The sequence below is a fragment of the Brucella cytisi genome, from assembly GCF_038433355.1.
GTDB classification, from domain to species: Bacteria; Pseudomonadota; Alphaproteobacteria; order Rhizobiales; family Rhizobiaceae; genus Brucella; species Brucella cytisi.
Window position 1 is genome coordinate 95,989 of sequence record NZ_JBCAUP010000004.1, and the last position, 22,664, is coordinate 118,652.

Consider the following 22,664-nt stretch of genomic DNA (forward strand, 5'->3'; position numbering starts at 1 on the left):
GCTTACCTTTTCACCAGCGTCGCTACGGCCTCTACATGTGGCGACCAGAGGAACTGGTCAATCGGCGTGACACGTGTAACGCGATAGCCGCCCTTCGCCAGAATGGCGAGGTCACGTGCGAGCGTCACCGGATTGCACGAGATCGCGACAACCTTTTCCACCTTGGATTTTGCCAGTTCAAGTGCCTGTTCTTCCGCACCTGCGCGCGGAGGGTCGAAAACCACGGCGTTATAGGGCAGTAATTCCTTCGGCATAAGCGGACGGCGGAACAGATCGCGACGTTCGACTGAAACGGGCTTCAGTCCCTGCACATGGCGCACGCCCCGATCGAGAGCAGCGAGAGCCAGTGCGTCATTTTCAACGGCATGAACTGCGCCCTTTTCCGCAATCCGCAGCGCAAATGTTCCGACACCGCAAAACAGGTCCGCGACACGCTTGGCCTTACCGACATGGTCCAGAACAAGCTGCACCATTGCTTCTTCAGCATTGGCCGTTGCCTGCAAGAAACAGCCGGGCGGAACCGGAACCGGAACCTTGCCGAAATGAATGAGCGGCTTCTTCGGCTCTACAATGATTTCGCCTTCATGCGAAAGGCGGGCAAAGCCCTTCTTCATGACAAGCGCGGTCAGCGCACGCCGTTGCTCATCGCTCAGCTTGCCACAACCGCTTGCCGCGAGATCAAGGCCGGACTCCGTTTGCGTAGCAGCCAGCTTGAACGGTTTGGAACCCGGTGCAATCAGAGCCCCGACTTCACGTAGATCATCAAGCCGCGCAATGATTTCCGGAACGGTTACCGCGCATTCGACGATATCGATGATTTCATGGCTGAGATGACGGTTGAAGCCGAGCAACACGCCCATCTCCGTCTTGCGCGCCGCAAAAACAGCACGGCGGCGTGTGCGGGGCTGGCAAGCCACCAGCGGTGCAACCTCCGTGTCGATCCCCCTGCCCTTCAGTGCCGAGACAACCAGTTCGCGCTTCCACAGACGATAAGGTTCGTCCTGCCAATGCTGCAGCGCGCAGCCGCCGCAATCCTCGAAATGCTGGCAGGCTGATGCCTGACGCTCGGGCGATGTTTCGAGGAGCGCCATAACCGTCGCGCGGTTCTTGTCGCGCGCAACATTGGCGACTTCACCCGGCAGTGTGAAGGGGACATAAATCTGGCCATCAGGAAGGTTGGCGACGCCATCGCCGCCCGCACCAATCGAGCGGATTGTTAACTGCGTCGTCATCGGTCCTTCTTTCCTGCCAGGAGATACTCAAGATTGCCATCGCCACCTTCGATGGGCGAGGGGCAAAGGCCGAGCGCACGCCAGCCGGGTAGCGTCTCAAGCCACGATTTCAGTTCTTCTGCTATGCGCGCGCCATCTTTCGGGTCGCGCAAAATACCGCCCTTGCCGATAGCCTCGCGGCCCGCTTCAAATTGCGGCTTTACGAGAAGCGCGCAGATAGCACCTTTTTGCGCAAAGGCCAATGCCGGAGGCAATGCAAGCTTCAGCGAAATGAAGCTCACATCCGAAACCACGCAATCGATTTCGCGTCCATCCAGGTGGATAAGTTCCAGCGCGCGGGCGTTGAGCCCTTCCTTGCTGGTGACGCGTGAATCGGCGCCCAGTGTCTCGTGCAACTGGTCGTGGCCGACATCAATGGCAAGAACGTGGCTTGCGCCGCGCTCCAGCAGAACTTGCGTGAAACCGCCCGTCGAGGCACCGATGTCGAGCGCGGTGCGCCCCTTCACATCAAGCTCGAAATGGTCAAGCGCCGCAATGAGCTTCAAGGCAGCGCGAGAGACATAAGCACTCGCCGGATCATCCACGGCGATCTTTGCGGTGCGCAAAACCGTCTGGCCCGGCTTGGTGACGGGCTTGCCGTCCACCTTGACCGTGCCGCGCTGGATCGCATCACGCGCCCGCGAACGCGTTGCAAACAGTCCAAGCTCCACCAGCAGCTGATCGAGCCGCAGGTTCTTGTCGCTCGTTTCTCCGCTCATCGGTCAGGCGCTAAACGGCGCTGCAACAGCCTCACGGCCAAGAGCTGCGAACACCGCATGCACGATGCCTGTCCGGTCGAGACCGGCCTCGGCATACATAGCATCCGGCTTGCCGTGGTCCTGATAGCTATCCGGCAAGGTCAAAGCCCGCACCTTGAGGCCACGATCAAGAAGGCCGTCAGTTGCAAGGAATTGCAGCACATGGGAAGCAAAGCCGCCGACAGCGCCCTCTTCCACCATCACTAGCACTTCATGCTCGCGTGCCAAACGACGGATCAGATCGTTATCGAGCGGCTTGGCAAAACGCGCATCGGCAACCGTGGTGGAAAGACCGGCAGCACCCAGCTCATCGGCGGCGGCAAGACATTCCTGCAAGCGCGTTCCGAAGGATAAGAGCGCGACCTTTGTACCTTCACGCACGATGCGGCCCTTGCCGATTTCCAGCAATTGCCCACGTTCTGGCAGATCAACACCGACACCGTCGCCACGCGGATAGCGGAAAGAGATCGGGCCTTCATCATATTCGGCAGCCGTGCGCACCATATGGCGCAGCTCGGCCTCATCCGACGCAGCCATCACAACGAAACCTGGGAGAGCCGCAAGAAAGCCCGTGTCGAATGAACCTGCATGGGTCGGACCATCGGCTCCCACCAGTCCGGCACGGTCGATAGGGAAACGCACGGGCAGATTCTGGATCGACACGTCATGCACGACCTGATCGTAGCCGCGCTGCAGGAAGGTGGAATAGATCGCGCAGAACGGCTTATAGCCCTCGCTGGCCAGACCGGCAGCGAAGGTCACGGCATGTTGCTCGGCAATACCGACATCGAATGTGCGCTGCGGAAACACTTCACCGAAGAGGTCAAGCCCGGTGCCCGACGGCATGGCGGCGGTGATCGCCACTATTCTGTCGTTGTGACGGGCTTCCTCGATCAGGCTCGTGCCGAAAATCTTGGTGTAGCTCGGCGCATTTGCAGGTGGCTTCGACTGCTTTCCCGTAATGACGTCGAACTTGTTAACGCCGTGATATTTATCGGCTGCGGCTTCTGCGGGCGCATAGCCCTTGCCCTTCTGTGTCACCACATGAATGAGCACCGGGCCTTCCTGCGTATCACGTACGTTTTTCAGGATCGGCAGCAGATGGTCCAGATTGTGGCCGTCGATGGGACCAACATAGTAGAAGCCCAGCTCCTCGAACAGGGTGCCGCCAGTAAAGAAGGCACGCGCATATTCTTCCGATTTGCGGGCCTTGTCCTGCAAGAATTTCGGTAGTTTCTTGGCAACCTGCTTGGCGGCCTCGCGAACGCTGCGATAGGTCTTGCCGGAGACAAGACGCGCCAGATAGGCACTCATAGCGCCGGTCGGCGGTGCAATCGACATGTCGTTGTCGTTGAGTATGACAATGAGGCGCGCGTCGAGCGCACCGGCATTGTTCATCGCCTCATAGGCCATGCCTGCGGACATCGCCCCATCGCCGATAACTGCAATCACATTGCGCTTTTCGCCCGAAAGATCGGAGGCGACCGCCATGCCGAGGCCAGCAGAAATCGACGTCGATGAATGCGCAGCACCGAAAGGATCATATTCACTTTCATTACGCTTGGTGAAACCCGAGAGGCCGCCCGTCTGGCGCAATGTGCGGATGCGGTCGCGGCGCCCGGTCAAAATCTTGTGCGGATAGGCCTGATGGCCAACATCCCAGATGATACGGTCGTGCGGTGTGTCGAAGACATGGTGCAATGCTACTGTGAGCTCAACAACACCCAGTCCCGCTCCCAGATGTCCACCGGTGGTCGAAACCACGTCGATCAACTCGGCACGCAGTTCCTGCGCGAACTGCGGCAGATCGGATTCCGGCAATGCGCGCAGGGCTTCCGGAATCGGTGCCTTGTCAAGCAATGGGGTCGTGGGTCGGGACATTGAAACAACCTGTTTCTGGTTCGGTTTTGTTGTCGGTACAGCAGCAACGCGACAGGATCAAGCAGGGCGGGACATCGTGTCCTACAGCCCAACCCAATTCACCTCATTCAGGCAGAGGTATGAAATCCTGCTCGTCACCGGGCACAATATCGAAACGACCACTGCGCCATTCTTCCTTGGCCTGTTCTATCCTCTCCCGTGAAGAGGATACGAAGTTCCACCATACATAGCGCTTCGAACCAAGAGTTGCACCGCCAAAAAGCATGATATGCGCGCCTTCCGGTCCGGCCTGCACGACAATATCGTCGCCGGGACGAAACGCCAGCAAGCGATCCGGCGGAAACACTTCGCCGCCGATGCCGACATTGCCCTGCAGGGTATAGATGGCGCGCTCTTCGGCCACCGGAACGATCGGGAAGCGCCCGTTTGGTTTTATGCGAATATCTGCATAAAGCGTATCCGCATGCTGGATCACCGGAGATTTCACCCCAAGCATCGATCCCATGATCAGCCGACCGGAGAAGTCGCGATCCTCCATCACCGGCAGGTCTGGCGCATTGGTGTGAAAAAATTCCGGGCTGATTTCTTCAAGCGCATCAGGCAGCGCGAGCCAAGTCTGAATGCCGGAAATGGACAATGGTCCGTTGCGTTCCTCTTCCGGCGATCGTTCGGAATGCACAATGCCGCGACCGGCGGTCATCAGGTTCACGTCACCGGGGCGAATAACCATTTCCGTGCCGAGACTGTCTCTGTGGCGGATATGGCCGTCGAACAGATAGGTCACGGTCGAAAGGCCGATATGCGGGTGCGGGCGCACATCCAACGCATCACCATCTCGCAAAACAGCCGGTCCCATGCGATCAAAGAAAATGAACGGCCCGACCAGACGGCGTCGCACTGTCGGCAAGGCTCGCCGCACTTCCAGTCCGCCGATGTCGCTTGTACGTGGAATGACCAGCGTTTCGATGCTGTCTACCGACGTCTTGTCGCCAAGAACCGGATCAGGACACGGAAAGAAACTCATGAAACGCAACTCCAGCTGTTTGTCTTGACGTACATCCTCAAGACCGGTTCCCACTTTTCGCAACGCGTTCCTAGATAAACGGCGATGCCATTTTATCGAATGTAACTCCAAAACAAAACCGCACCGACAAGCGGTGCGGTTCGATCAAGATGCAAACTCTGTCAGCGTCCCTGTAGCAGCTTGGAAAGCGAGCTTGCGTCTGGCACTTGTCCGTTCGTTGTCAGCTTGTCCACCAATCCTGGCAGAACCTGGGATAGCTGATCCAGAAGTTCCTGCTGGTCGATACCGGCGTGCTGAGCAATCTCACTCAGCGTTTTCTGGCCGATTGCGTCGCCAAGCTGACCCGGCTCGATTGAATGATTGGTTCCCTGACCGACCCAGGAATCCACTTTCTCACCAAGACCCGCCTGTTTCAGCTGATCGAGGAGGCCGCCAAGTCCTCCGCCAAGTGAACCCGGAGCTGAGGGAGCTGCGGAGGCATTTCCAGCTGCCGCGCCGCCGAGCAGGCCACCAAGCCCGCCAAGGATACCCCCGAGCAGGCCGCCGCCCGCTTGCGACTGATCCGGTACTGGCACCGGCTGCGCCTGTGTGGCTTCCGTCTCTTCGCTATTACCCTTCAGCATCTTGCCGATCAGCAGGGCGCCGAGCGCAATCAGAACCGGTTTCGCGAGGCTTCCGCCGGGAATGGGCGAATTGCCTGAGTTGTCGTCATAACTTCCCATCACACGATACTCCCTGTTATCCGATGCCAACTGTGCATTCGGTAAGTTAAAGTTAAATGGGTTTCCCGATTTGACAAGCATTATACCTTGCAAATTTTGTAGCAGTGTGAAAATTTCCTAAGTGCGTGATGCAAAAGTGTATTTACGCATCGGGAGATATTAGATGTCTGTTATAAGCTGGATAATACTAGGCTTGATTGCCGGCTTCATCGGCAGCAAGATCGTTAATAAAAGTGGCCAGGGCTTGTTCCTGGATATTGCTCTCGGCATCGTCGGCGCCATCGTCGGCGGCGTTATCTCGTCTCAGCTTTTTGGACGCGGCGTCACTGGCGCATTCGATCCGATAAGCCTTGTTATCGCGATCGTCGGCTCAATAATCGTGTTGTGGGTATACCACGCAATTACCGGCAAGCGTTCCATCGGCTGATGTGATAGTTACAGATTTCAGGCTCCGGCTCGTCCGGGGCCTTTTTAGTTCTGTCGGCCGAAAGACCTGCCAATCAATGAGCTTTCTGGAACCATATATTGCAGCCTATGGCACGCTCGCGCTTTTCGTAATCGTATATTTTGAATCTTTCGGCGCCCCCTTGCCCGGTGAAAGCGCACTCATCGCAGGCTCGCTGCTTGCTTTGCATGGAGCGCTCAACATCGAAGTCGTACTGATTGCGGTATTCATCGGCGCCGTGCTCGGCGACTCCACCGGATACCTGATCGGCCGTTTCGGTGGTCGCCGCATGATACTGCGATACGGACACCTCGTCAAACTGACGCCTGAACGGTTGGAACAGTTCGAGAAAATTTTCGACAGCAAGGGAATTTACGTCGTCGCAACGGCGCGTTTCGTCGTGCTCCTGCGACAGCTCAACGGCATCGTTGCGGGTTCAATGAAAATGAACCCGCTGCATTTTCTGGCGGCCAATATCGTCGGGGCTGCTGGATGGACACTGGTCTGGGGTCTAGGCCCCTACATGCTGAGCGGGATTCTTGCGCCTTACCTCACCCAACTCAAAACACTGTTCTGACAGGAATTATTCGGAATCCAGCGGTTCGGTTCCGACCGGCTGGCCGTCGCGACCAATACGAATCTTCTCCACCTTGTCCTCGGCGGACTTCAGAAGCGTGTCGCAATGCTTTTTCAGGGCTTCGCCACGCTCATAGATGCGAATGGACTCTTCCAGCGGCACGTCGCCCCGCTCCAGATCGTCAACGATCTTCTCAAGCTGCTTCAACGCATCCTCGAAGCTCATCACTGTAATGTCGGCGTTGGACGGTTCGGTTACCATGATTCATCCTTTCAACAGCCGCGTAATATGCGTAGACGCGGACTGCGACAAGCCCTCTAGATCATATCCACCTTCAAGCACACTCACTAGCCGGTGATCGCAGAACCTTTCTGCCCGCTCCATGAGTTTGCCTGTCGCCCAGTCAAAATCCGCTTCGTCAAGATTGAGCTCGGCCAGCGGATCGCGAAAATGAGCATCGAAGCCCGCCGAAATAAGGATCAAATCTGGCCGGAAATTGTCCAAGGCGGGTAATACACGACTATTAAATGCCTCGCGGAATTCGCGACTTCCGGTATCGGGGGAAAGCGGTGCATTGAAGATGTTGCCGACGCCGGTTTCATCCTTCGCACCCGTGCCGGGATACAAGGGAAACTGATGCGTCGAACAGAACAGGACGCTTGGATCGTCTTTGAAAATATCCTGCGTTCCGTTGCCGTGATGGACATCCCAATCGATGATAGCGACACGCTCCGCACCGTGGCGCTGCTGCGCATGACGGGCAGCAATCGCAACATTGTTGAAAAGGCAAAAACCCATCGCAGTGGAACGCTCGGCATGATGTCCAGGCGGGCGGGCTGCAACGAAGACGTTGTTTGCAGCACCAGTAAAGACATCATCGACCGCCGCCGTTGCCGCGCCAATTGCCGTCAGCGCCGCATCCAGACTTTTCGGGCTGACATAGGTGTCGCCGTCGAGTTTCATCACGGGCGCTGGCGCTTCCTCGTCCGAAGCGGCCTCCGGTATGCTGGCGCGTACGGCTTCCAGATGTTCTTCCGGATGCGCAAGAAGCGCTGCTGTCTCGTCGGCGCGTGGTGCGTCCACACGGTCAAGCCGATAGAAATCCGGCCCCTCCAACTCGCTCATCAAGGCCCGGATACGATCCGGGCGCTCGGGATGGCCGGGCGGGGTCAGATGTTCAAGATAGATCGGATGCCAGTAAAGCCTTGTCGTCATAGTTTCACTATAACATCTCACCGGCACATGACCATCACGGCCATGCGCCAGCTCTGTCTGAAACGAGGTTAGATGATTTCGGTACGGGCGATGTGGATTCCGAAACCCTCAAGGCCGACATAGTGGCGCTCACGCGAGGCCAGCAGCACAATTGATGTGATTCCGAGATCCTTCAGTATCTGCGCGCCAAGGCCTATCTGACGCCATTCCTCCTCGCGGGCAACCGCTTCGGCATGGCTTTCATGCTCGCTCTGCATTGCATCGCGAGCGCGGGTGTCGTGGTGATCAGAACGCACGCCGACGGAGCCTTCGCGCAAATAGACCAGCACGCCACGACCTTCCTTGCCCATCTTTTCCATGATGGCATCGAGGTTGCTGCCCCCCTTACCGAAGACATCATTCAGCACATCCTCGCGATGCAGGCGGACCGGCACTTCCTCACCGTCACGAATATCGCCAAACACAACCGCTACATGCTGCATGGGTTCCCACGGCAGTTCGTAGGTATAGGCATGAGCTCCGCCCGCACACGTCTTGACCGACGCGTCGCCAATGCGCTTGACCAGCGTTTCCTTACGCTGGCGATAGGCGATGAGGTCGGCAACTGTAACCCGATGCAGTGTGTGCTTTTCAGCAAAAGCCTTTACGTCCGGACCGCGCATGACGGAACCGTCATCATTGACCAGCTCGCAAATAACGCCGATGGGCGGCAGATTCGCGAGCTTGCAGAGGTCGACAGCGGCTTCCGTATGGCCGGAGCGCATCAGAACCCCGCCTTCGCGGGCGACCAGCGGGAAAATATGGCCGGGACGCACGAAATCCGAAGCCCCGGCATTTGGGTTCGCCAGATTGCGCACGGTCAATGTGCGGTCCTCTGCCGAAATGCCTGTCGTCGTGCCATGTCGGTAGTCAACCGTCACGGTGAACGCCGTGGTGTGAGCGGATTCGTTTTCGGCGACCATAGGCGCGAGATTGAGACGCTTGGCTTCATCTCGGGTCATCGGCGTGCAAACAATGCCGGACGTATGGCGAACGATGAAGGCCATCTTCTCCGGCGTGCAATGCACGGCTGCAACGATCAGGTCGCCTTCGTTCTCGCGCCCGTCATCATCCATAACCACAACGATCTCGCCGCGCTCGAAAGCGCGAAGAGCATCCACGACCTGTTTCTGATTATAGCTCATTTCGACCTCTATATGTCAGACAACCAACGGGCCCAATCGTCAGTCAGATATGGCCAGTCCGGCCTAATTCAATCAGAGAAGGCCAGTCTGGCCTCAAGTTGTTCAGATGCGGCCAGTCTGGCCGCGATGACGAAGATAGTGATCGGCAATCGCACAGGCCACCATTGCCTCGCCGATCGGCACGGCACGAATACCCACACATGGATCGTGACGACCCTTCGTCATCACATCCACTTCCTTGCCGTCCTTGTCGATGGAGCGGCGCGGGGTCAGGATCGACGAGGTCGGCTTGACCGCAAAACGCGCTACAACCGGCGCGCCTGTCGCAATGCCCCCCAGAATGCCGCCCGCATGATTGGACAGGAACAGCGGCTTTCCATCATTGCCCATTCGCATTTCGTCGGCATTTTCTTCGCCGGTAAGACGGGCAGCCTCGAAACCATTGCCGATTTCTACACCCTTCACGGCGTTAATCGACATCAGCAGGCTGGCAATATCCTGATCAAGCTTGCCGTAGATCGGCGCACCTATGCCTGCAGGAACGCCTTCAGCGACGATCTCGATGACTGCGCCAACCGATGATCCGCTCTTGCGAATGCCATCGAGATAGTCTGCGAACAGTTCAACCGAACCTGCATCCGGCGAGAAGAAAGGATTGTTGTCTACTTCCGCCCAGTTCCAGCGGCGGCGGTCGATACCGTGCACGCCCATGCCAACCAGTGCACCCTTGACCTCAAGCCCCGGCACGATCTTGCGTGCAATGGCACCAGCGGCAACACGGGCCGCCGTTTCACGCGCAGACGAACGTCCGCCACCACGATAGTCACGAATGCCGTATTTGACGTCATAGGTATAATCGGCATGACCGGGACGATACTGACGTGCAATCTCGCCATAATCCTTCGAGCGCTGATCCGTGTTCTCGATCATCATCGAGATCGGTGTGCCGGTCGTCGTCATGGTCACGCCGTCGTCGCCCAGAAGAACACCGGAAAGCACGCGCACCTGATCGGGTTCGCGGCGCTGCGTGGTATACTTGGACTGGCCGGGCTTGCGTTTGTCGAGAAAGGCCTGAATTTCGGCTTCCGTGAACGTGATGCCGGGCGGGCAGCCGTCAACTACACAACCGAGCGCCAGACCGTGGCTTTCCCCCCAGGTGGTTACGCGGAACAGATGACCGAAACTATTGTGAGACATACGCGACGCCTGAATAAATTGTCCTTGTCCTGAGTGGGTCAAGGAAAGAGCAGCTTCTTTACGGGCCGGTTTTATTGAGCTTTTTGACGCCGGTCAAATCAAGCTCCCCCGTGACGCAAAATTTCCTTCTGAAGATCGATATCCGGCATTTTTTTTGACACATTCCGCACGCTACATTGTGGGATATGCGGCGCGGCGCGCCAAAATACGTAGTAGCGACAATCGTGTCGAATCGGTCAGGCGACAACCCAACCCGAGGCACAACCAAAGGAACGGAAAGTCATGCATTATCTGGTCGGAATAATTCTCATCGTGGCATCGCTTTTTTCGACAGTAGCGATGGCAGACGATGCCGAAGGCAAGATCACCGGTATCAACAAGGACAGCGAAACCATAACGCTGGATGACGGCCAGACTTACAAACTGCCTGGCGAGTTCGATTATAGCGCGATCAACAAGGGCATGAAGGTCCTCATCATCTACGATATGGTCGACAGCACACGCTTCATCACCGACATTCAGGAAGCGCCGTAAGCACGCCCCCAGAAAGAGAATGAGCGGCTCATAAGCCGCTCTTTTCATGTTCGCTGAAGCCAGCCGCTTCTAACGACACGCGCCCAATCGGCACGACAATTTTTTTCCGCCATCCGGGTCATGCGGGCCGCATCGTAGGGAATACTGCGCAACGCCACCTGCCAGCCCATTCCGCTCTGTTCTACGACCGCATAAGATGCATTAGGATTGCCAGTCTGGACAATATGCGACACCGGTTGGTCGTCGTCGTAACCGGGGCAACCCACGCTTCCCGGATTGACCAACAATCGCCCGTCTCCAAGGCGAACTATCCGCGGTGTGTGCGTATGGCCGCAAAAGATCAGCGACGCCGCGATATCTTCGGCCTCTGCCTCGATCTCACCCCGGGTTCGCAGAACGACTTCGCCGTTCGCGGTCACTTTCTCCATCCAGTAAGTGGTATCACTCAATGGAGTACCGTGACAGATGAATATCCGCCCGTCAGCTAGAGCGCGCGTTGCAGGCATCGCGCGTAACCATTCGATGTGTCGGTCATCAAGCTGCTTGCGCGTGACCCGATCCGACGGCCCCATATCCGCGACAGATTTTTCGACAAGCCAGCGATCATGATTGCCACGAATGCAGATCATTTCTCGCGCCATCAGCATATCTGCTGTCTCACGCGCGGCTAAGGGACCACTTAGATGATCGCCGAGATTGATAATCGTCTGGATTTGCAAAGCATCGATATCGGCCAGCACCGCAGCCAGCGCGTCGCTGTTACCGTGAATATCCGATATGACCGCGAAACGTTCGAAGGGCATAAACGCCTCCACCGCTGGCAAAATTTTTGTTCACGGTCACTATAGACTGATTTGCCGGATCAAACCCACTCCAGCTTGCCGTTTGCGAACTTCAGAATCTTGTCCTGCGGGATGGAAAGATTGGCAGCGGCGTGCCCATCCATATCGCCATAAAGGTAAAACAGCGTGCGGATGCAGCCACCATGCGTCACGCAGACAGTCGGCCATTCAACGGCTTCCACCCAGCGTCCAATGCGGCGCGACAGGCCCATATAGCTCTCGGCGGTTGTGCCCGGCGGCACGAAATTCCACTTGTCGCGAGCGCGCGCTTCCAGAAGGTCTTCGCGCTCCTTGGCAATGTCTTCCATCATGAAGCCCTGCCAGTCGCCGAAATTGACTTCCATCAATTGCGGGTCGGTGCGGTATTCGTAAGGATCAAGACCCATGCGCAAACGGATACGTTCCATCGTCTCGCGCGTGCGTCGCAGGGGACTTGCCACGAAATCAAAGCCCGCACCATCGCCGATCAGCGACTTCAGCATATCGCCGTTGCGGTCGGCCTGGCTGCGCCCATTATCGTTGATATCGATATCGAGCTGCCCCTGAATACGCTGCGAAACATTCCAGTCTGTCTCGCCGTGACGCGAAAAGTAGATAATCTCTCGAGCCACAGCCCTACCTCTATCTGCCGTCGATGAATAATCTGGATAACTTCCCCGCAGCGGGAAACAAAGAAAAATCCCGAAAAGCCGGTCAACTTTTCGGGATTTTGTATTCGCTGCCTCAGTCTTTCACGACCGTAATATCCGGAGCGTCAACAGCTTTCATGCCGATGACATGATAGCCGCTATCCGCGTGATGGACTTCGCCTGTCACCGAACGGGACAGGTCGGAAAGGAAATAAAGGCCGACATCGCCCACTTCCTCAATGGTAACGGTACGGCGCAGCGGCGCGTTGTATTCGTTCCACTTGAGGATATAGCGGAAGTCTCCGATGCCCGAAGCGGCCAGCGTCTTGATCGGACCAGCCGAAATCGCATTGACGCGAATGTTCTGAGGCCCGAGATCAACCGCCAGATACTTCACGCTTGCTTCGAGTGCAGCCTTGGCAACACCCATGACGTTATAGTTCGGCATGACCTTTTCGGCACCGTAATAGGTCAGCGTCAGGATCGAGCCACCGTCAGCCATCAGCTTTTCCGCGCGACGCGAAATCGCAGTCAGCGAATAGACCGAGATCAGCATCGTGTTGGTGAAATTGGCTTCCGACGTATCGACATAACGGCCCGTCAGCTCGTCCTTGTCGGAAAACCCAATGGCATGCACGACGAAATCGAGCTTGCCCCACTTCTTTTCAAGCGTCTCGAAAACAGCGTCCATGCTGGCAGCATCAGCCACATCGCAATGTCCTGCCACGAATGCGCCAAGCTCTTCAGCCAGCGGTTCGACACGCTTCTTCAATGCATCGCCCTGATAGGTGAATGCGAGCTCTGCGCCTGCATCACGAGCGGCCTTGGCAATACCCCATGCGATGGAGCGGTTGTTGGCGACGCCCAGAATCAATCCACGCTTGCCCTGCAACAAACCTGACTGTGCGGTCATTAGGGGTCCTCATTGAAAACAATTAACTTGTTGCCCTATCGCACAGGCTCGGCTCTCCTTCAAGCAATTGCAGTGAAAAAGCCGGGCATTGTCACTTTACTGCCGCAAAGAGACAACACCCGGCTTTAAACGATTGAAGTAGAGCTCAAGCGACTTTGCGCTTTTGCAGGAATTCTTCCAGTTCCTTGTCGCCGCCTTCCGGCAGCATGATCCGCACATGAACGTAGAGATCGCCGCGCCCGCCAGCTTTCAACGGGAGGCCTTTTTCTTTCAGGCGCAGCACGCGATCGGAACTCGACCAGGCCGGGATTTTGACTGCGATACGCCCATCCAGCGTTTCGACTTCCTGCTTGCCGCCAAGAACCGCGTCGGCAAGCTCGACCGGCAGATCGACATGGACATCACGTTGGTCGAGGCGAAACCGCGGATGCGCCTTGAAGTGTATAGTGACCAGCGCATCGCCGGCTGTTCCACCCATCAACGGCTCACCCTGCCCTTTCAGCCGAATGGTTTGACCGTCTTCGACGAATTTCGGCAATTTGATCTTCAGGTGTTTGCCATTCGGGAAAATCGCTTCGACCTTCTCCGCACCGACCGCCTGCTCCAGTGTAATATTAATGGACGCGGAAAGGTCGGCTCCCTTGGCCGGGCCACGCTGACGCGCACCGCCAGCACGGGCGCCCCCACCGAAAGCACCACCGAAAAGGTCGTTCAGAATATCTTCCGCGCCGCCGAAACCGCCGCCCTGCTGAAAGCCGCCGGGACCAGAACGGAATTCGAAGTGACTGTTGCCGTCACCACCCTGCCGGAAGCCGGCAAACGGGTCACCGTGAGCGCCGCCGAAGCCTTGTCCGCCGGTGAACCCCTGAAAGGCGGGCTTGCCTTCGGCATCGATCTCGCCCCGGTCAAACTGACCACGCTTGTCCTTGTCGCCCACAATTTCATAGGCCTGGTTCAGTTCTGCGAAGCGCTCCTGCGCTTTCGGATCATCCTTGTTCTGATCCGGATGGTGCTTTTTGGCCAGTTTGCGGAAAGCCGATTTTATTTCCTCTGGCTTCGCCGTTTTGGCGACGCCCAGCACGCTATAGGGATCGCGCATATAGTTCCTCTTTCAGGAAAATAACTGTGAGATAAGTATGACTCGTTGCCCATAATATGCGCACCTGGCCGGAAAAGTTCCAGTCAAACCGGAGTTTTCTTTTCGGTGGGTGGATCAAAAAGCGGCAGACCGACAGGTGATTGTTGGGATCGGACCCTCAGATCGGAGCGAAAGAAGTGACCGTCCATTGACCGCCGCGCTGCATGCAGGTTTCGCCGCGATAGATGGAGACACCGTCAAAAGCTTCACGCGAGGTTTCGAATTCACGACAAAGCTGGTTGTTCTTGCTGTTCTCGGCAATCGTGGTGATCGTGCCCTGGCTGCCCGTATCGGGATTGGCCCATGGTACAGGTTTCTTGCCCCATTCCGTGAAATTGAGCGCAGAAACAACGTTCTTAATCGCGGATTGATCGGAAAGTTTGCCGGAATCGGTTTCAACCGGCTGCGACTGTTTCACCGATCCGGTGATAGCAGAAGAATCAGGAACGGCTTTTTCAATGCTCACGCCACCCATGGCGCAACCGGCAAGCGAGAAGATGCATATGCCAATCGCGGTCGTGCGCAGCGCATTTGCGCCGCAGCTAAGGCTCCAGAGATTGTCCTTGTGGCGAAGCGTCTCGACAGCCAACGCTATTCCCTTATTTTTACACGCTAAAGATGCAGGGATTATGAGTGAACTTGAGTTAACAAGCAGTGTGCCGGAAAGGTAAACAAATCGGAATCGGAGCACAACGCCCAACTCCGCACTTTATTCAACTGTCAGACGATGTTCCCGGTTTTCTGAATCCTGATCGACAGAGGTCCGCTCAACTGGTGGCCAGCTACTTTTCAGGAGGAGGAGAACATGACGCGTTCATCGCCGCCGTGGCGTGCCAGCACACCGCGTCGATTGAGGACATCGACCGCCACATCGGCAAAATGCGCGAGCGCCTAATCGCCCAGCCCATGGCCGTATGTATCGTTCCATTGCTTGAAATTATCGGTATCGATCAGCATGACGGTATAGGTTATCCCGTCCTCACTGGATGCAAGTTCGGCCCTTGCCAGCCTTTTCATGAAATGACGGAGGTTTGGAAGTCCGGTCAGCTCATCCGTTTCTGCTACCTTGACCATATTGCCATGCAGGCGGTTCATCGCCATGGCGATAAAGCCGAAATTCCAGATCATGCCACTATAGATCACACAGACAAGCGCATAACTTTCGATAGCAAAATAGAGCGACTGGTCGAACTCCCCCACCCATGCAGCGATGTTCAGCGAGGTCTCGATGGCGTGCCCGATGATACCGAGCAAAAGGCCATGATTGCAATCTGATCGAATTTAAGAAAATTACAATATAAGGCGTCAAACAATCGAGTTTTGGCATAGTCCCTACCTTGACTGGGCCCTATAAGAAGTTGCCCGCTAAGTAAAGCCGGACCGGGTCCTGCGACGACGCATCCCAGTTAAACCATGGACAAAATGCCGGTTATGGAAGAAGCTCCCTCCCGACCCGCCCCATTGGGGTTTCTTTGGCGGGGATTCCATTGCTGGATGGTCCGCAAAATTCCGACAGGCTTTTGAAATATCCAAAATGACAAACGCAAGCGACGACTTCACCGAATCCTCCCAGCCGTTCAAACTTTTCGCCGACTGGCTCGCTGACGCCAAAGCGAGCGAACCGAACGATCCCAATGCGGTTGCGCTGGCAACAGTCGATCCCGATGGCCTGCCCAATGTGCGCATGGTGTTGCTGAAGGATTTCGACGAACAGGGCTTCGTTTTCTACACCAATTATGAGAGCACCAAGGGCAAGGAAATCCTGTCGGCGGAAAAGGCTGCCATGTGCTTCCATTGGAAGACGTTGCGACGTCAGGTGCGCGTGCGCGGCGCGGTGGAGAAAGTCAGCGACGCCGAGGCCGACACCTACTACGCTTCACGCCCACGCGGCAGCCGCATCGGCGCCTGGGCGTCCAAGCAATCACGCCCTCTGGAAAGCCGTTTTGCGCTGGAAAAGGCCGTTGCAGAATATACTGCAAAATATGCCATTGGCGATATTCCACGCCCGTCCTACTGGTCAGGCTTCCGTATTCGTCCGGTCTCGATTGAATTCTGGCATGACAGGGCGTTCCGCCTGCATGACCGCGTTCTGTTCACACGCCCGACGCCAGAGGGCGACTGGAACAAGGAACGGCTTTATCCGTAATCCGATAATAAGAAGGCCGCCGGACACGGTGGCCTTCTTATTTATACCAGCGGCTTGACCGCCACCCAGAGACTTCCAAGAACGAGCCCGAGGAAAATCAACCAGCCAACGATATTGTTGGATTTGAACAGCTTCAGGCACTGATCGGGATTGTCGATATCAAGCACGATGATCTGACGATAGAGATGTACGCCCGCTGCGAGCAATCCGGCCAATGCTGGCATCGGCACCTGTGCCACAGCGAAAGCCGCCGCGAAGAAACCAATAGCGCCGCCATAGAGGATCATCAGCGCCGTTTTGGTGTGCTTACCGAACAGGCGCGCCGTAGAGCGCACGCCCACCAGTGCGTCGTCTTCCTTATCCTGATGCGCATAGATCGTATCATAGCCGATCGTCCACAGGATCGCGCCGATATAAAGAAGCACCGGTGCAAGGCTGAGTGAACCTTCCACCGCAGCCCAGCCCATGAGTGCGCCCCATGAGAACGCAAGACCAAGCACGAATTGCGGCCAGTTGGTAATGCGTTTCATGAAAGGATAAGCGGCGACGATTAGAAGCGAGACAATACCAAGCCCGATAGAAAACCAGTTGAACTGCAGCACCACCACAAGACCAACCAGCGCCTGCAGAACCAGAAAAATCTTGGCCTGACCGCGTGTCACCTGCCCCGAAGGCAGCGGTCTTGAACGCGTGCGATCCACCTTGTCGTCAATATCCTGATCGACAAGATCGTTATAGGTGCAGCCGGAGCCACGCATGGCAATGGCACCGATCAGGAACAGAACGAGATGCCAGATCGAAGGCATGACGACCCAGGCGCCATCGCCAGGCTTGGCGCCCGCACCTGCCACCAGCGCTGCCGACCACCAGCATGGCCAGAGCAGAAGCTGCCAGCCAATCGGACGATCCCAGCGGGCGAGCTGTGCATAGGGCCAGAGCCAATGCGGCAGCAGCTTATATACCCAATGGCCCGATGGAGCATCCTTTACACGCCCTTGCGCATTGCGTGACTGAATCGATCCGTGTAGTTCGGGCTGTGACATGGCGAAATCCTTGATATATGCAGCCATCACTATAACCCCGGCGAAGACGGAGCAAGCAATGAGAGTTCTTTTAATCGGTTCTGGCGGTCGTGAACATGCTCTGGCCTGGAAACTGTCCGCTTCTCCGTCACTGACAAAACTCTATTGCGCTCCCGGCAATCCCGGCATTGCGACGGTCGCGCAACTAGTCGACATCGGTGTCGATGACCATCAGGCCCTGATTGCGTTCGCCAAGAGCAAGAAGATCGACCTCGTCATCGTTGGACCAGAAGCGCCACTTGTGACTGGCCTTTCCGATGACATGCGCGCAGAGGGCATCCGTGTGTTCGGTCCCTCCAAGGCCGCAGCGCAGCTTGAGGGATCGAAGGGCTTTACCAAGGATCTCTGCGCACGCTTCGATATTCCGACAGGCGCTTATGGCCGCTTCAACAATGCGCCAAAGGCCAAGGCATATATCCGCCAACAGGGTGCACCCATCGTCGTCAAGGCTGACGGTCTTGCCGCAGGCAAGGGCGTAGTTGTTGCAATGACGCTGGATGAAGCGCTCGACGCGGTGGATGCCTGCTTCGAGGGCGCATTCGGTTCTGCCGGTGCCGAAGTGGTGGTCGAAGAATTTCTGGACGGCGAAGAAGCAAGTTTCTTCTGCATCTGCGACGGTAAGACCGCCTTGCCGCTCGGCTCGGCGCAGGACCACAAGCGCGTCGGCGACGGCGATACCGGCCCGAATACAGGCGGCATGGGTGCCTATGCTCCGGCTCCGGTCATGACGCCGGAAACCGTCGAACGCACCATGTGTGAACTGATCGAACCAACCATGCACGGTATGGCCGAAATCGGCGCACCATTCTCCGGCATCCTGTTCCTCGGTCTGATGATCGGTAAGGACGGCCCGAAGCTCATCGAATACAACACCCGTTTCGGTGATCCGGAATGCCAGGTTCTAATGATGCGCCTCAACAGCGACCTGCTCGCGCTCATCAATTCTGCTGTGGACGGCAAGCTGGATCAGGTATCTCTCGACTGGAAAGACCAGCCTGCGCTGACTGTAGTAATGGCTGCGGAAGGCTATCCGTCCAATGTGAAGAAGGGTAGCGTCATCCGCGACCTCGACAAGCTCGAAGGCATCGATGGCGTCAAGGTCTTCCACGCGGGAACAGCGGAGAAGGACGGTAGCATCGTTGCCAGCGGAGGCCGCGTGCTCAACATCACCGCCATTGCCGACACAGTCGCCGAAGCACAGGCGCGCGCCTATGAAGCCGTAAAGCTCATCGACTGGCCGGAAGGCTTCTATCGCTCCGATATTGGCTGGCGCGCCGTGGAACGGGAAACCCAAGCCCACAAGAAATAGCCTCGACAGCATTATCTGTAACCGCCGAGATTCGGTCCTCACAGGCGGATAATGCCTGGTTCGTTCACCTCCATACAAATGGCTATGAAGCGGCTGCATTATATTGACGTTTACGTAATAAGCCGATAGCTCTTGTATTGAACAGCCAAAATGGCTCCTGCCGGATTGCATGACGCGCCGGCGCAGGGTGGGCTTCTGAGGAGAAGTCCGCGAAACATATTCGGAGGAAAGATGTATCGCGCGCCGGTTTCTGAAATTTCCCATACGCTGATGAAGGTTGCAGGGCTGGAGAAAGCCCTCGATGACAACCGCTTCCCCGAATTCTCCGCCGATCTTGCCGCTGCCATTCTGGAAGAAGCTGGCAAGTTTGCCTCAGAGCGCGTCGAGCCTCTACGCATCACCGGCGACAAGCATGGCGCGACCGTCAAGGACGGCGTTGTCACCACCGCGCCGGGCTGGAAAGAGCTTTACCGCGACTGGATCGAAGGCGGCTGGAACTCGCTGACCGGCACGCCGGAATATGGCGGTCAGGGCCTGCCCACGATGATGTCGGTGGCAGTGAGCGAAATGTGGAACTCCGGCACGCTGGCCTTCGCCATCGCGCCGACACTGACCATGGGTGCCGTCGAAGCGGTCGAAAAGCACGCCTCCAAGGAGTTGAAGGACATCTATCTCGAAAAGCTCATCAGCGGCGAGTGGATGGGCACGATGAACCTGACTGAACCGCACGCCGGTTCCGATCTTGGTGTACTGCGTACCCGTGCGGAACGCGCCGGTGACGGCAGCTACCGCATCTTCGGCCAGAAGATTTTCATCACCTATGGCGAGCATGACCTGACCGACAATATCGTGCATCTGGTGCTGGCGCGCCTGCCCGATGCCCCGGTCGGGACGAAGGGCATTTCGCTTTTCCTCGTGCCAAAATTCCTCGTCAACGATGACGGCTCGCTTGGCCGCAGGAACGATCTGTTCTGCTCTGGCCTCGAGCACAAGATGGGCATCCATGCCTCGCCAACCTGCACCATGATCTATGGCGATGGTTTCGTGAAGGATGAAGAACAGGGTGCCGTCGGCTACCTGATCGGCGAGGAAAATCGTGGGTTAGCCTGCATGTTCACGATGATGAACAATGCGCGTCTTCTGGTCGGCATTCAGGGTGTCGGCGTTGCCGAGGCCGCTTATCAGCAGGCCCTTGCCTATGCCAAGGAGCGCAAGCAGGGCCGCGCCATCGGTGCTGATCCTAAGCAAGGCATGAGCCCGATTATCGAGCATCCAGACGTCCAGCGCATGTTGCTGACCATGAAGGCACTGACGCAGGTTGCCCGTTCGATCACCTATTCCTGCGCGCATGCCATTGATATGAGCCATGCAACGGAGGGCGCGGATCAGCAGTTCTGGTCAGATCGCGCCGGTCTACTGACGCCGCTAGCCAAGAGCTTCGCGACCGATGCAGGCGTGGATGTCGCTTCGCTGGGCATCCAGATTCACGGCGGCATGGGCTTCATCGAAGAGACAGGTGCTGCGCAATTGCTGCGCGATGCCCGGATTACCCCGATCTACGAAGGCACCAACGGCATTCAGGCCATCGACCTCGTGGCGCGCAAGCTGCCGCTTGGGCATGGCGAGCATATCAAGGGCTTCCTTGCAGAATTGCAGGACGACGCCGACAAGGCCGCCGCATCCAATCGTCCGGAACTCGGCGAAACCGGCGCTCGCCTTTCCAAGGCCATCAATGAGGCCCGCGAAGCCACGGACTGGCTGCAAAAGGCAGTTGCCGAAGGGCAGCTTGAGGCAGCACTTGCCGGAGCCACGCCTTATCAGCGGCTTTTGTCACTCGTTTCCGGCGGCGCCTATCTCGCGCGTGCGGGGCTCGCGGATGACGATAGCGGTCGCGCAGTGCTGAGCCGCTTCTTTGCGGAAAATATGCTTACCGAAGTATCGTCCCTGAAAGACACAGTCATCACCGGCGCTGCCAGCCTTGCCGCCGCCAAATCCGCGCTGGAGGCATAAGCATGAGCGAACACATCCTGATTGAGCGCAAAGGCGCGATCCAGATCATCCGTCTTAACCGGGCCGACAAGAAAAACGCCATTACCCGCGCCATGTATGCCACTATGACAAAGGCGCTCAAGGACGGCGATGCCGATGACGCGGTGCGTGTGCATGTGTTTCTCGGGGTTCCGGGTGCATTCTCATCCGGCAATGACATGCAGGATTTCATGGTCGCGGCATTGGGCGGCGATCTCGGCAACGATATTCTCGATTTTCTGGGTGCTCTTTCCAGCGCAAAGAAGCCGATCGTTTCCGGTGTCGATGGCCTTGCCATCGGCATCGGCACGACCATCCACCTGCATTGCGACCTGACATTTGCAACGTCGCGCGCCTTGTTCCGCACGCCTTTCGTCGATCTCGGCCTTGTGCCGGAAGCAGCTTCCAGCCTGCTGGCACCACCGCTGATGGGACATCAAAAGGCATTTGCCCTGCTGGCGCTCGGTCATGGATTTACCGCGGAAGCCGCACAGGAAGCCGGGATCGTCTATCAGATCGTTGCCGAGGATGCGCTGGAAACGGAAGTGATGAAGGCCGCAGAAGAAATCGCTGCCAAGCCTCCGCAGGCCATGCAAATCGCCCGTACGCTGATGCGCATGCCAGCTGAAAAAGTTTCCGAACGCATTGCGCGTGAGGCCAAACATTTTGCTGAACGGCTTACCTCCGATGAAGCCCGCGAGGCTGTCATGGCGTTCCTCAGCCGCAAAAAATAAACCCGGATGTCTTCTTTTCTGAGCGCATCTTTTCCGAAAACGGTTTCGACTTTTCGGGATGCGCCCCAAGACGTCCGGGGGCTTTTGGAGGTCAGCCGAATTTTTTGAAAGGGTCACTTTATCTCAGGCAACCTTTTCAGATTCAATTTCGAGCAATGATTTCCTTACCCGAGATCACCAGACGGACACCAAGCGTACCGGTCTTGCGGCGAGCAAGAAAACGCGGACGGCGCCGGCGCGGCTCCTGCCCCTGACGGCGAGCCTGCGGCTGGTAGGCGCGGACAGCGCCTGTGCTTTCGTAAAGCGGGCGGGCGACGCCGTCTTCCTCAACGAGCATCATCGGCAGATTGAAGCTTGCAGCCCAGGCACGCCAGTCGGCGGCAACGTCGGTCAAATCATGGGCGACCAGCAGGGGAACGGAAAGCTGCGGGTCTTCATGCATCAACTCCAGCGTCACTGTGATTTCGCCGAACTCATCTTCCACCGCACGGGCGGTAACGCCGACAAATGCGTTGGCCGGGAGAGCGATGGACATCGGCAGACCGCTTGACGGCAGAACCTGCCGGATCACTGCGCCGCGCTCGTTGATGGTGAAGGTAACGTCGCTGCTCCCGTCTTGGGTCGCATAGCTCACAACCTGCGGAAAGTGAAACGGATCAAGCCGCAATTCCCGTCCTGCCCAATCGGGCTTCAGTCCCTTGCTCATCATTTTCGACGCCTCTGTCTCTCTGTCTTTTTTATTGTTGGGAGCCGGTTATTCCGACTTCCCTTGGTCGAGCTTTTTGCTCTTCGTTGAGATGGAGAATAGGCGCGGTTTATTACCGACGAGCTTAATGAGTTAAGTTAACTTTTTCCTGCCTTTTCCTTTGGTTAGCAGATTGCAACCAGGTGTAAGAATTCGGAAATTCTTCTGAAGAAGTGTTTACTAAAACAAACGGGCGGTTAAAGCGCATCCCGAAAAGTGTGAAACGGTTTTCGGACAAGATGCGGGTTCAAAAAACAGTTAGCGCGCAGATCTGATTAAATCAGATCTGC

General features: G+C 56.9%; 24 protein-coding genes. 7 read left to right on the forward strand and 17 right to left on the reverse strand.

What is annotated here, in order from left to right; genetic code table 11:
- Positions 1-2: 2 nt before the first annotated feature.
- The 5 genes from AAE521_RS05030 to AAE521_RS05050 form a co-directional block, all read right to left on the reverse strand.
- Positions 3-1,232, reverse strand: coding sequence for a class I SAM-dependent RNA methyltransferase (locus AAE521_RS05030; RefSeq protein ID WP_342060656.1), 1,230 nt, complete (start codon positions 1,230-1,232; stop codon positions 3-5).
- Positions 1,229-1,990 (reverse strand): TlyA family RNA methyltransferase, encoded by a 762-nt coding sequence (locus tag AAE521_RS05035; protein WP_071633377.1) that lies wholly within the window; start codon positions 1,988-1,990, stop codon positions 1,229-1,231. Before AAE521_RS05035 ends, AAE521_RS05030 begins: the two co-directional genes overlap by 4 nt.
- 3 nt (positions 1,991-1,993) lie before the next feature.
- The gene (gene dxs, locus AAE521_RS05040) at positions 1,994-3,910 is read right to left on the reverse strand and encodes a 1-deoxy-D-xylulose-5-phosphate synthase (protein ID WP_342060657.1); all 1,917 of its coding nucleotides are present in this window, start codon (positions 3,908-3,910) and stop codon (positions 1,994-1,996) included.
- 103 nt (positions 3,911-4,013) lie between these two features.
- Positions 4,014-4,934 (reverse strand): pirin family protein, encoded by a 921-nt coding sequence (locus tag AAE521_RS05045; RefSeq protein ID WP_071633416.1) that lies wholly within the window; start codon positions 4,932-4,934, stop codon positions 4,014-4,016.
- A gap of 161 nt (positions 4,935-5,095) precedes the next feature.
- Positions 5,096-5,656 (reverse strand): YidB family protein, encoded by a 561-nt coding sequence (locus AAE521_RS05050; protein WP_012090816.1) that lies wholly within the window; start codon positions 5,654-5,656, stop codon positions 5,096-5,098.
- 163 nt (positions 5,657-5,819) lie between these two features.
- Here AAE521_RS05050 and AAE521_RS05055 point away from each other — a divergent pair, with 163 nt between their 5' ends.
- On the forward strand, positions 5,820-6,083 hold the full coding sequence (locus AAE521_RS05055; RefSeq protein WP_071633375.1) for a GlsB/YeaQ/YmgE family stress response membrane protein: 264 nt from the start codon (positions 5,820-5,822) through the stop codon (positions 6,081-6,083).
- A gap of 76 nt (positions 6,084-6,159) precedes the next feature.
- Positions 6,160-6,678, forward strand: a complete 519-nt coding sequence (locus tag AAE521_RS05060; protein ID WP_342060658.1) for a DedA family protein — start codon at positions 6,160-6,162, stop codon at positions 6,676-6,678.
- 6 nt (positions 6,679-6,684) lie between these two features.
- Here the strand turns inward: AAE521_RS05060 and AAE521_RS05065 are convergent, their stop codons facing one another.
- From AAE521_RS05065 to aroC, 4 genes are all read right to left on the reverse strand, one after another.
- Entirely contained in the window at positions 6,685-6,939 is a 255-nt protein-coding gene (locus AAE521_RS05065) for an exodeoxyribonuclease VII small subunit (protein WP_071633373.1), read from the reverse strand.
- 3 nt (positions 6,940-6,942) lie between these two features.
- A complete protein-coding gene (locus AAE521_RS05070; RefSeq protein ID WP_342060659.1) occupies positions 6,943-7,893 on the reverse strand; it encodes a histone deacetylase family protein in 951 nt (316 codons plus the stop codon).
- Positions 7,894-7,961: 68 nt separating this feature from the next.
- Positions 7,962-9,077 carry a 3,4-dihydroxy-2-butanone-4-phosphate synthase gene (gene ribB / locus AAE521_RS05075; RefSeq protein ID WP_342060660.1) on the reverse strand — a complete coding sequence of 372 codons (1,116 nt, stop codon included), beginning with the start codon at positions 9,075-9,077 and terminating at the stop codon, positions 7,962-7,964.
- 102 nt (positions 9,078-9,179) lie between these two features.
- Complete coding sequence (gene aroC, locus AAE521_RS05080) at positions 9,180-10,274, reverse strand: chorismate synthase (RefSeq protein WP_071633370.1); 1,095 nt, start codon at positions 10,272-10,274, stop codon at positions 9,180-9,182.
- Positions 10,275-10,556: 282 nt separating this feature from the next.
- Between aroC and AAE521_RS05085 the strand changes: the two genes are divergently transcribed.
- Positions 10,557-10,808 (forward strand): DUF1344 domain-containing protein, encoded by a 252-nt coding sequence (locus tag AAE521_RS05085; RefSeq protein ID WP_071633369.1) that lies wholly within the window; start codon positions 10,557-10,559, stop codon positions 10,806-10,808.
- A gap of 44 nt (positions 10,809-10,852) precedes the next feature.
- Here AAE521_RS05085 and AAE521_RS05090 read toward each other — a convergent pair whose 3' ends face one another.
- The 6 genes from AAE521_RS05090 to AAE521_RS05115 form a co-directional block, all read right to left on the reverse strand.
- Positions 10,853-11,611: a metallophosphoesterase family protein gene (locus AAE521_RS05090; protein ID WP_071633368.1), complete on the reverse strand. Its 759-nt coding sequence runs from the start codon at positions 11,609-11,611 to the stop codon at positions 10,853-10,855.
- 59 nt (positions 11,612-11,670) lie between these two features.
- Positions 11,671-12,261 (reverse strand): histidine phosphatase family protein, encoded by a 591-nt coding sequence (locus AAE521_RS05095; RefSeq protein ID WP_109986141.1) that lies wholly within the window; start codon positions 12,259-12,261, stop codon positions 11,671-11,673.
- 112 nt (positions 12,262-12,373) lie between these two features.
- Positions 12,374-13,192, reverse strand: coding sequence for an enoyl-ACP reductase FabI (gene fabI / locus AAE521_RS05100; protein WP_071633366.1), 819 nt, complete (start codon positions 13,190-13,192; stop codon positions 12,374-12,376).
- Positions 13,193-13,337: 145 nt separating this feature from the next.
- Positions 13,338-14,291, reverse strand: a complete 954-nt coding sequence (locus tag AAE521_RS05105; RefSeq protein ID WP_071633365.1) for a DnaJ C-terminal domain-containing protein — start codon at positions 14,289-14,291, stop codon at positions 13,338-13,340.
- 157 nt (positions 14,292-14,448) lie between these two features.
- The gene (locus AAE521_RS05110) at positions 14,449-14,919 is read right to left on the reverse strand and encodes an RT0821/Lpp0805 family surface protein (RefSeq protein ID WP_071633364.1); all 471 of its coding nucleotides are present in this window, start codon (positions 14,917-14,919) and stop codon (positions 14,449-14,451) included.
- Positions 14,920-15,221: 302 nt separating this feature from the next.
- A complete protein-coding gene (locus tag AAE521_RS05115; RefSeq protein WP_342060661.1) occupies positions 15,222-15,584 on the reverse strand; it encodes a GGDEF domain-containing protein in 363 nt (120 codons plus the stop codon).
- Positions 15,585-15,864: 280 nt separating this feature from the next.
- On the opposite strand from AAE521_RS05115, the gene pdxH reads away from it, so the two are divergent.
- Positions 15,865-16,476, forward strand: coding sequence for a pyridoxamine 5'-phosphate oxidase (gene pdxH / locus AAE521_RS05120; protein ID WP_071633363.1), 612 nt, complete (start codon positions 15,865-15,867; stop codon positions 16,474-16,476).
- Positions 16,477-16,517: 41 nt separating this feature from the next.
- On the opposite strand, the gene ubiA is transcribed toward pdxH, so the two are convergent.
- Complete coding sequence (gene ubiA / locus AAE521_RS05125) at positions 16,518-17,519, reverse strand: 4-hydroxybenzoate octaprenyltransferase (RefSeq protein ID WP_071633415.1); 1,002 nt, start codon at positions 17,517-17,519, stop codon at positions 16,518-16,520.
- A 58-nt stretch (positions 17,520-17,577) separates the two neighbouring features.
- Here ubiA and purD point away from each other — a divergent pair, with 58 nt between their 5' ends.
- The 3 genes from purD (at position 17,578) to AAE521_RS05140 (ending at position 21,629) form a co-directional block, all read left to right on the forward strand.
- Positions 17,578-18,867 carry a phosphoribosylamine--glycine ligase gene (gene purD, locus AAE521_RS05130; protein WP_071633362.1) on the forward strand — a complete coding sequence of 430 codons (1,290 nt, stop codon included), beginning with the start codon at positions 17,578-17,580 and terminating at the stop codon, positions 18,865-18,867.
- A gap of 231 nt (positions 18,868-19,098) precedes the next feature.
- Positions 19,099-20,877, forward strand: coding sequence for an acyl-CoA dehydrogenase family protein (locus AAE521_RS05135; RefSeq protein ID WP_071633361.1), 1,779 nt, complete (start codon positions 19,099-19,101; stop codon positions 20,875-20,877).
- Between the two features lie 2 nt (positions 20,878-20,879).
- Positions 20,880-21,629: a crotonase/enoyl-CoA hydratase family protein gene (locus tag AAE521_RS05140; RefSeq protein ID WP_342060662.1), complete on the forward strand. Its 750-nt coding sequence runs from the start codon at positions 20,880-20,882 to the stop codon at positions 21,627-21,629.
- A gap of 142 nt (positions 21,630-21,771) precedes the next feature.
- On the opposite strand, the gene AAE521_RS05145 is transcribed toward AAE521_RS05140, so the two are convergent.
- Positions 21,772-22,338, reverse strand: a complete 567-nt coding sequence (locus AAE521_RS05145; protein ID WP_071633359.1) for a DUF6101 family protein — start codon at positions 22,336-22,338, stop codon at positions 21,772-21,774.
- Between the last annotated feature and the right edge of the window lie 326 nt (positions 22,339-22,664).

What these genes read in the sequence shown, in the direction of transcription:
- ubiA (WP_071633415.1), bottom strand. Translation starts at nt 17,519, where the DNA reads ATGTCACAGCCCGAACTACACGGATCGATTCAGTCACGCAATGCGCAA.
- AAE521_RS05055 (WP_071633375.1), top strand. Translation starts at nt 5,820, where the DNA reads ATGTCTGTTATAAGCTGGATAATACTAGGCTTGATTGCCGGCTTCATC.
- AAE521_RS05105 (WP_071633365.1), bottom strand. Translation starts at nt 14,291, where the DNA reads ATGCGCGATCCCTATAGCGTGCTGGGCGTCGCCAAAACGGCGAAGCCA.
- ribB (WP_342060660.1), bottom strand. Translation starts at nt 9,077, where the DNA reads ATGAGCTATAATCAGAAACAGGTCGTGGATGCTCTTCGCGCTTTCGAG.
- AAE521_RS05145 (WP_071633359.1), bottom strand. Translation starts at nt 22,338, where the DNA reads ATGATGAGCAAGGGACTGAAGCCCGATTGGGCAGGACGGGAATTGCGG.
- AAE521_RS05045 (WP_071633416.1), bottom strand. Translation starts at nt 4,934, where the DNA reads ATGAGTTTCTTTCCGTGTCCTGATCCGGTTCTTGGCGACAAGACGTCG.
- purD (WP_071633362.1), top strand. Translation starts at nt 17,578, where the DNA reads ATGAGAGTTCTTTTAATCGGTTCTGGCGGTCGTGAACATGCTCTGGCC.
- aroC (WP_071633370.1), bottom strand. Translation starts at nt 10,274, where the DNA reads ATGTCTCACAATAGTTTCGGTCATCTGTTCCGCGTAACCACCTGGGGG.
- AAE521_RS05140 (WP_342060662.1), top strand. Translation starts at nt 20,880, where the DNA reads ATGAGCGAACACATCCTGATTGAGCGCAAAGGCGCGATCCAGATCATC.
- AAE521_RS05085 (WP_071633369.1), top strand. Translation starts at nt 10,557, where the DNA reads ATGCATTATCTGGTCGGAATAATTCTCATCGTGGCATCGCTTTTTTCG.
- dxs (WP_342060657.1), bottom strand. Translation starts at nt 3,910, where the DNA reads ATGTCCCGACCCACGACCCCATTGCTTGACAAGGCACCGATTCCGGAA.
- AAE521_RS05135 (WP_071633361.1), top strand. Translation starts at nt 19,099, where the DNA reads ATGTATCGCGCGCCGGTTTCTGAAATTTCCCATACGCTGATGAAGGTT.
- AAE521_RS05050 (WP_012090816.1), bottom strand. Translation starts at nt 5,656, where the DNA reads ATGGGAAGTTATGACGACAACTCAGGCAATTCGCCCATTCCCGGCGGA.
- AAE521_RS05070 (WP_342060659.1), bottom strand. Translation starts at nt 7,893, where the DNA reads ATGACGACAAGGCTTTACTGGCATCCGATCTATCTTGAACATCTGACC.
- AAE521_RS05060 (WP_342060658.1), top strand. Translation starts at nt 6,160, where the DNA reads ATGAGCTTTCTGGAACCATATATTGCAGCCTATGGCACGCTCGCGCTT.
- fabI (WP_071633366.1), bottom strand. Translation starts at nt 13,192, where the DNA reads ATGACCGCACAGTCAGGTTTGTTGCAGGGCAAGCGTGGATTGATTCTG.
- AAE521_RS05030 (WP_342060656.1), bottom strand. Translation starts at nt 1,232, where the DNA reads ATGACGACGCAGTTAACAATCCGCTCGATTGGTGCGGGCGGCGATGGC.
- pdxH (WP_071633363.1), top strand. Translation starts at nt 15,865, where the DNA reads ATGACAAACGCAAGCGACGACTTCACCGAATCCTCCCAGCCGTTCAAA.
- AAE521_RS05090 (WP_071633368.1), bottom strand. Translation starts at nt 11,611, where the DNA reads ATGCCCTTCGAACGTTTCGCGGTCATATCGGATATTCACGGTAACAGC.
- AAE521_RS05065 (WP_071633373.1), bottom strand. Translation starts at nt 6,939, where the DNA reads ATGGTAACCGAACCGTCCAACGCCGACATTACAGTGATGAGCTTCGAG.
- AAE521_RS05035 (WP_071633377.1), bottom strand. Translation starts at nt 1,990, where the DNA reads ATGAGCGGAGAAACGAGCGACAAGAACCTGCGGCTCGATCAGCTGCTG.